Here is a 1,173-nt window from a genome sequence, read left to right on the forward strand (position 1 = left end):
GCGGCGCAGCGGGACGGCGAGGCCGAAGCGGCGGACTCGGGCGCGGACGCCCTGCCCCGCCGGGTGCGGCAGGCGAGTCTGGCCCCGCAGTTGAAGGAGGGCCCTGACCGGCGTGGCGAGCGCGAGCGGTCCCGCACCGCGGACGGCGCGGGTTCCGCCGAGCGCGACGCCGACGAGGTCCGCAGCCGTTTTGCCGCGCTCCAGCGGGGATGGGAGCGCGGCCGCGAGGAGAACGCCGAGGGCGACCAGGCCCGGGACGGCTCAGCACGAGGAACGACAAAGGGGGACGGTCGATGACCGCACCGAAGGCCGCAGGGCCCACCGTGACCGGCAACGAGTCGGGAGGGCTGAACTGGCTCCTCGACGATCTGGTGGAGCGCGTCGCCAGCATCCGCAAGGCGCTCGTGCTCTCCGGCGACGGCCTGCCCACGGGGGTCTCCGACGAGCTGAGCCGGGAGGACAGCGAGCACCTCGCCGCGGTCGCCTCCGGATTCCACAGCCTCGCCAAGGGCGTCGGCCGGCACTTCGACGCCGGGGGCGTCCGCCAGACCATCGTCGAACTCGACGCGGCGTTCCTGTTCGTCACGGCCGCCGGCGACGGCAGCTGCCTCGCCGTCCTGGCGGACGCCGACTCCGACATCGGACAGGTGGCGTACGAGATGACGCTCCTGGTGAAGCGGGTCGGTGTACATCTGGGGTCCGCTCCGCGCACCGATCTTTCCTCGGGTGGGTAGTGGGATGGTATGAGCGGAGAGGGTCAGGCGAACAGCCACTGGTTCGACGACGAGGCCGGACCTGTGGTGCGCCCGTACGCCATGACGCGCGGCCGCACCAGCCATGCGGCCCAGTACCGTCTCGACCTGATCGCCGTGGTCGTCGCGCAGTCCCGGACGGACGGTCCCGAGACGGATCCGTCGCTGTCCCCGGAACACGAGGACATCGTCGAACTGTGCCGTGACACGCCCCAGTCGGTCGCCGAACTCGCCTCCGAACTCGATCTCCCCATCGGCGTGGTGCGTGTCCTCATCGGCGACCTCGTGGACGGTGAACTGGTCCATGTGTCACGTCCCGTGCCGCCCGCCGAGTTGGTGGACGAGAGCATTCTGCGTGACGTGATCAACGGCCTGCGGGCCCTGTGAGGCAGGGCCCGCACGCGCTGCCGGCCGGCACGCG

2 protein-coding genes and 1 pseudogene are annotated in these 1,173 nt (G+C 71.8%); all 3 read left to right on the top strand.

What is annotated here, in order from left to right:
* Nucleotides 1-297 (top strand): annotated as a pseudogene (locus ACFSL4_RS31085) (histidine kinase); the annotation flags it as partial.
* On the top strand, nucleotides 294-734 hold the full coding sequence (locus ACFSL4_RS31090) for a roadblock/LC7 domain-containing protein (RefSeq protein WP_381090267.1): 441 nt from the start codon (nucleotides 294-296) through the stop codon (nucleotides 732-734). The pseudogene ACFSL4_RS31085 and the gene ACFSL4_RS31090, both read left to right, overlap by 4 nt.
* Nucleotides 735-743: 9 nt before the next feature.
* On the top strand, nucleotides 744-1,139 hold the full coding sequence (locus ACFSL4_RS31095; protein ID WP_381090270.1) for a DUF742 domain-containing protein: 396 nt from the start codon (nucleotides 744-746) through the stop codon (nucleotides 1,137-1,139).
* Nucleotides 1,140-1,173: the final 34 nt, after the last annotated feature.

The organism is Streptomyces caeni, assembly GCF_042678285.1.
In the GTDB taxonomy this organism is placed as follows: domain Bacteria; phylum Actinomycetota; class Actinomycetes; order Streptomycetales; family Streptomycetaceae; genus Streptomyces; species Streptomyces caeni.

Bases quoted from the DNA above. Each gene is read 5' to 3' on its own strand.
- ACFSL4_RS31090 (WP_381090267.1), top strand. From the start codon at position 294: ATGACCGCACCGAAGGCCGCAGGGCCCACCGTGACCGGCAACGAGTCG.
- ACFSL4_RS31095 (WP_381090270.1), top strand. From the start codon at position 744: ATGAGCGGAGAGGGTCAGGCGAACAGCCACTGGTTCGACGACGAGGCC.